Source organism: Deltaproteobacteria bacterium, assembly GCA_003194485.1.
Taxonomy (GTDB): domain Bacteria; phylum Desulfobacterota; class Dissulfuribacteria; order Dissulfuribacterales; family UBA3076; genus UBA3076.
Genome location: PQXD01000040.1, coordinates 1 through 6241, shown reverse-complemented (window position 1 = coordinate 6241; position 6241 = coordinate 1). Strand labels below are relative to the sequence as shown.

Below are 6241 nucleotides of genomic sequence, written 5' to 3'. Positions count from 1 at the left end.
ACACAAATGTTTCACTACAGGCTTTGCACTTATATTGGTTAATGCCAAAAAGTACGACGTTATCCAGGCCGGATTCCGTATAGTGATAGGGTTTGTTCTTATTGACCTGGAGTTCCCCTCCGCATTGAAAACAGGTCTTACTCATTTTTTTCTGTCCCTCCTAATACCGTCACCAATAAAATTGTGCGATGATCCAAAATTGCCGTTACCACTGCTCCAGGAGTTCCATCCATGTCTTCGCACTGAAATGTATATCTCCAATTTTGGCGGTCTTGGTTGAACTCTTTTTTGGTTATCCTGCCGTGTTTGAGGATGTAGATTATATCCCGGTTAGTATAGCCACGCTCGATCATACGTTGTTTTACATGGGAGCTATATATAATTTCACCGAACCGACTGATTTCTCTTACAATTTCTATTACTGTATGTCGTCAAGTTTCTTGGAAGGATCGAAATGCATGTACCACTCCTCTGAAATCCCCTTTTTTTGCTATTAGTGCCATCTCTCCTCCCTCTTTTTTCCCACGAAGCTCACTTCCACTTTTCCTGATTTTTAATTCCTATTGGGTCTATTAAGTAGATACCAAGAACTTGATTCAGGCGCAACAAAATTGGGATTTTTTGTTTACTTTTCGGAAATATTTTGAGGGAAGATTAATTAATAGCAAAGAAAAAGAAAGGGTAGATCAAGCTAGTCACTTACATCTCCCATATCTAAAAGGATTTTCATGCATAAGACTCCAAAGGGAGTGTTTCGATTCGTTCATGACCGACCGTTCTGCGCGCATATACCAAGCAGGCTTGAATATCTTCCTGTTCCAGCCATGGATATCCTTCAAGAATAGTCTCCATGCTGTCACCGGCAGCCAGCATGCCGAGGACATGCTCCACAGCAAGCCGGCGTCCCCTTATAATTGGCTTGCCGCTGAAAATTTTCGGATCTACTGTTAGGCGTTGCAAAAGTAGATTCTCGTCCATTGGTTTATCTCCTGTATTTTTTTAGCATACTGAATAACTCTATGATTTTATCAAATTGATAATGTTGCTGTTTAAATTTAATATTGAAATAATTTTATTTTAACACGAATAACCAAGATATTACACATCCTGCGTTAGTATCTTCAGCAGATGACCCCGGTACCATCTTCCGGAACTACGGGCAGGCGCAGATTGGCGCAGATAATCGGCGTTAAGACCACTTAGAGTATGGGGATGTAAGGAGCATACCCATGTCATACAACTTTTTTATACACGACGTCAGACATAGCTGCCGAAAATTGATAGATCCCTTTCAACAATTAATGTGTAATTCAAAATACTTATGCGAAATAGCAATTGCAAAAATCGGCAATTACTTATGACGCTGTATATAGAAGCCCCTGAACTGTTTCACAAAAGCGGCCATATCCGCATCTTTCCGGATTCCCAGACGGGTCAGAGAAAAATCATATCTGACCGGATCAGCAGGGGCAATGGTTCGGAAGGCCCTGGTGATCTCCGTTGCCGCGTGCATGTCTGCGTGTTTCCGCGTTGTAAACCCAAGCAACCGACAAATCTTGTGCATATGAGTATCAACGGGAACTATCAGCTTTGATGCAGACACATTTTCCCATCCCCCGGATCCACCTCATCGGAGCGCACCACCCACCTTAAGAAGAGGTTGAGTCGCTTGCATGCGCTGCCCCTGGTGGGCGATGGCACCAGGTGATCCAGGTTGTCACCGGCACATGCGGTCAGTTCCCTTATAAAGGTAGAAAGGGCCGGAAGTATTGTATCGTCATCATCATTCAACCCTGCTGAAAAACATGCTTGAAGAGAACCGTGACGTTCCAGGACCTCCTTTACACCGAATAACATGGCGCAAAGCTTCTGGCCGTCAGTGAACCGGTGCCTGAAGCCGGAAAAGATCCAGCGCATGGTCTTGAGGGAAGCCCGCTTCAAGAAGACCCGTGGAGTTGGCTTCATCCGTTCAAGAACAGAGGAAATACTTTCGAGAATATAGGCAACCCTTCCGTAGGCAAGCGATGAGGCAATAAATGCCACGATTTCGCGGTCACAAAGGTCCTCGTAATGATACAGGAACTCTATGGGGTCGGGATGTACAAACTCGCGCCGATTGTACTGGCGGTATAGCTCCTCGAATTTGTCTTTAGAGATTTCTGGCGGCATATGCAGACAACTCTATCACAGTTATACTTTGACATGAAGATTGGCCACCCGCTCGCTGTGCTCGCTCGACACACACAGACGAACACAGACTCTGGCCATCTGCCAAACCGGCAAATGGCCAAATAGCCACTTTTGCCGATTCCCGGCAAGTTTTGACATCCTGATCCTTATAGAGTAACCTTCCTTTAGATATGGTACTTGCCGGCTGACTTTCTGAATCGCTCAAAAAGCGATTTTCTATCAGTTCAGCTTTCCTGTCAGTTTCTCTTCCCGGAAACGGATGAGGTGTATTCAGCCAGATGATTCACCGGATAATTGCATTGTAAACATCAATACTGCCGGCGTTGTTGTCTTATGATCACATGGGAATGCAGGTATAACCTGTTATTTGACAAAAATCTATCATGACAACAAATACAAGGCATAAAAGACTGACAGTGCTGCAGGTGGCGACGATCGACAAGCCGATCAGGCCTGGGCTGGGTTATAGTCCGATAGAGACTGTTATACAATATTGATAAAGGACTCCGGTCCCTGGGTCATAAGTCCATAGTTGCCTGTCCTGCCGATTCCTGTATTACCGGGGAGCAATACGTAACTGTCCGGCAAAGTTTCGGTAACTATGTGTGTAAAGGCACCTTGGAGCAAAAAATGGCCGTTAAGGTACACCTCTTGAAAGCGCTTGAAAGGGCAAAGAGGGGCGACATTGATGTTATCCAGATGCACGGATGGCTGGACTACGTTTACAGCGGTGTATTCAATCCGGATCCGCCGATCGTGATGACCCTTCACGTGCCCGCCGAAGACTGTTGTGTTAAAAAAAACCAGTATCAACAGCTCAACATCATGCAGAATCCATCCATGCATTTCGTGGCAATAAGCGAGTACCAAAAACGGCAGTATAATGGATTGGCGAATATCAAAACCATCTATCATGGGATTGAAATAGAAGACTGGTCTTTCAAAGAAAGACCGGCCAAAGGCGACTATTTATTCACTATAGGCAGGATAACCCGGGTCAAGGGACAGGATAAGGCCATAGAAGTTGCGAAAAAGACCGGCGCTAAACTCATTATTGCCGGCTGTGTGCAGAATAAGCCCGCAGACCTGGAGTTTTTCAAAGGCATGAAGCATTCTATCGACCTGTTTGCCGACATTTCCAAACACCCCGTTGATAAAGACTATTATGAGAAGGTAATAAAACCTTTACTGGCATGCGACAAACAGATTATCTACATCGGAGAACTCGACAGAGAGCAAAAAAAACAGTGGTACCGGCATGCGCGGGCCACCTTGTTTCCTGTACAGTGGGGCGAGCCGTTTGGACTGGTCTTGATCGAATCAATGGCGTGCGGTACCCCGATCCTGGCACTCAAGAAAGGGGCCGTTCCGGAAATAGTGGTGAACGGAAAGACAGGGTTCGTGGTGAATTCTCTGGATGGCATGGTTAGGGCGGTTGGTCACATGAATAGCATTGATTCCCGTGAATGTCAGAGGCATGTGCAGAATCGTTTCTCCGTTACATGTATGGCCGGGAAGTATTCGGAGTTGTATCAAGAGATAGCAGAGGGCCATAAGATATCAGATAACAGGCTGTCAACCGGCTATCTTTATAGACCTTTCGACCATGGCACACTATAGTCATATAATAACCTAAAATGATCGGTTCCAGGTTCCAGGTTCAGGGTTCAAAGGTTATAGTCTACTGATATCCTTCTTGCCAGGCAGGGTTTCAACCGGAAACCGTGAACGTTGAACCACTCAACCCAGGAATAAATATATGCCCAGAGACATTCCGGTAGGCAACGGCAATCTCCTGTTGAATTTTGACCCGGATTATCGGATCAGGGATGTGTATTTCCCGTTAATAGGCCAGGAGAACCATTCAGAGGGAGGGCCGTTCCGTTTCGGGGTCTGGGTGGACGGACGCTGCTCCTGGATGGGCCCGGAATGGGAAAAGGACCTGAGGTATCATGATAACGGCCTCGTTACCAAGGTTTTTTTGAAGAATGCGTCCCTGGGGTTGGAGCTGCGCTGCTCTGACGTGGTCGATATGGACGTGAATGTATATATCAAGAAAGTCGAAGTGAAAGATCTGCAAGGGGAAGAGCGCCAGGTGAGGCTTTTTTTCAGCCACGACTTTCACCTCTACGGCAATACTATCGGAGACACGGCCTATTTTGATCCGCGAACCCGTTCCATTATACACTACAAGGCCAACCGGTATTTTCTCATCAGTTGTTGTGAGGCCGGGGGATGCGGCGTAAGGTGCTATGCATGCGGCGACAAGGAGGTGCCGGGGAGAGAGGGGACATGGAAAGACGCCGAGGATGGCGAGCTTAGCGGATATCCGGTCGCCTGGGGCTCTGCCGACTCCACGATCGGGATGCCTCTGTACGTGCCTCAGGGCGGGAGGGCAACGGCCTTTTACTGGGTGGCTGCAGGCCTGCGATACCATGATGTGGCTCAACTCAATCAGGTTGTTTCGGAGACAGCGCCGGAAGAACTTATAAATAGAACGTTGCATTACTGGACGGCGTGGGTTCAAAAAGAGTCCAGGTCTTTTGGCGACCTTCCCAGGACGGTCACTGACATTTTCGATCGAAGTCTCCTCATCTTGAGAACACAGATCGACGACCGGGGAGCAATCATCGCCGCAACCGACTCAGATATCGTCCGTTTTGGAAGAGATACATATTCTTATATGTGGGGCCGCGACGGGGCTTTCGTAGCCGCCGCTCTGGCAAAGGCCGGATACACGCACGTGTGTATGAAATTTTTCGATTTTTGCTCTCGTGTCCTATCCGAGGAAGGATATCTTTACCAGCATTATAATCCTGACGGATCATTAGCCAGCAACTGGCATCCATGGTTAGTGGATGGAAAGGCAGTGATTCCCATACAGGAAGATTCGACTGCCTTGATTCTGTGGGCGCTTTGGATACACTACCAGTACTCGAAGGACATAGAATTCATAAGACCTCTCTACAAGGAACTTATTCAAAAGGCCGCCGATTTTTTGGTATCACACCGCGATCCTGAGACCCTGCTGCCCATTCCCTCCTTTGATCTATGGGAAGAACGTTACGGGGTGCATTCCTTTACCGTCGCGGCAGTGATTGCCGGCCTCAGGGCGGCGGCGAATTTTGCAAGACTCTTTCAAGATACATCCCTGGCTGAGACATATGACACGGCAGCCGATCAAACGGGAAAAGGGCTTGTTGAGCATCTATACCATCCCGGCCTGAACAGATACGCCCGCTCAGGTTACCGGAAGGACAATGGTTATGAACTCGATGAAGTAATTGACATCAGCATTTTAGGCCTCACGACTCTGGGGGTACTTACACCCCGGGACCCGCGAATGTTCGAAACGATGAAGGCTATACGCGGGCAATTATGGCTGGATACTCCTGTCGGGGGTTGTGCCAGATACCAGGATGATATCTATCAACTGGAGGATGACAGCCCGGAGGACATCCCCGGCAATCCCTGGTTTATCTCAACGCTCTGGTTGGGAGAATACTTCATCGATCGAGCTGAAAATCTTCAGGAACTTCATGAGGCCCTGCCTTACCTTGAATGGTGTGCAAAAAATGCCCTTCCCTCCGGCGTGCTTGCAGAGCAGGTACACCCTGTAAACGGTTACCCTCTTTCTGTTTCCCTGCTTACATGGAGCCATTCCGCTTTCGTATGGACAGTCTTACGATATACGGAAAAGTTCAACTCTTTACAAGACTGACGGAACCGGGAAGCACCACCTGGCAAGGCTGCTAAAATACCGGCCGCTCCATTCCGGGCATTCTCAACGCCCGGGCAGACAATGACCTTGATAACGGATCGTCAGACTCCGGATAAGGCCGGATGTACCTGGCTGCATCCAGTTCAATCAACATCTCTGGGGAAAATGTGGGACATCCTATGTTCCCCCTGTCAAGCTAAATAATTTCTTTTTTAAAAACAGCTAGTTGAACATTTAGGTACCTATAAGGCGCAAGTTCCCTGCTGGGCCTGTAACAGCTCCATAAAAAGGTCCGGCGGAACTCTCACCTATAGCGAATCCTGGATCTAA

At 47.7% G+C, this 6241-nt stretch carries 5 protein-coding genes and 1 pseudogene; 2 read left to right on the top strand and 4 right to left on the bottom strand.

The genetic code is table 11. The features are described 5' to 3' along the window. The 4 genes and pseudogenes from C4B57_11380 to C4B57_11365 form a co-directional block, all read right to left on the bottom strand. Nucleotides 1–145 (bottom strand): hypothetical protein (locus tag C4B57_11380; protein ID PXF52160.1); only part of this gene is annotated, 145 nt, incomplete at its 3' end. Then, complete coding sequence (locus C4B57_11375) at nucleotides 138–419, bottom strand: hypothetical protein (GenBank protein PXF52159.1); 282 nt, start codon at nucleotides 417–419, stop codon at nucleotides 138–140. The genes C4B57_11380 and C4B57_11375, both read right to left, overlap by 8 nt. Nucleotides 420–726: 307 nt before the next feature. Beyond that, nucleotides 727–978 carry a hypothetical protein gene (locus C4B57_11370; GenBank protein ID PXF52158.1) on the bottom strand — a complete coding sequence of 84 codons (252 nt, stop codon included), beginning with the start codon at nucleotides 976–978 and terminating at the stop codon, nucleotides 727–729. Between the two features lie 373 nt (nucleotides 979–1351). Further along, nucleotides 1352–2169, bottom strand: a pseudogene (locus C4B57_11365) (TIGR02757 family protein). Nucleotides 2170–2670: 501 nt separating this feature from the next. Here C4B57_11365 and C4B57_11360 point away from each other — a divergent pair. Next, on the top strand, nucleotides 2671–3810 hold the full coding sequence (locus tag C4B57_11360) for a hypothetical protein (GenBank protein PXF52157.1): 1140 nt from the start codon (nucleotides 2671–2673) through the stop codon (nucleotides 3808–3810). 139 nt (nucleotides 3811–3949) lie between these two features. Next, a complete protein-coding gene (locus C4B57_11355) occupies nucleotides 3950–5911 on the top strand; it encodes a glycoside hydrolase family 15 (GenBank protein PXF52156.1) in 1962 nt (653 codons plus the stop codon). Nucleotides 5912–6241 lie beyond the last annotated feature (330 nt).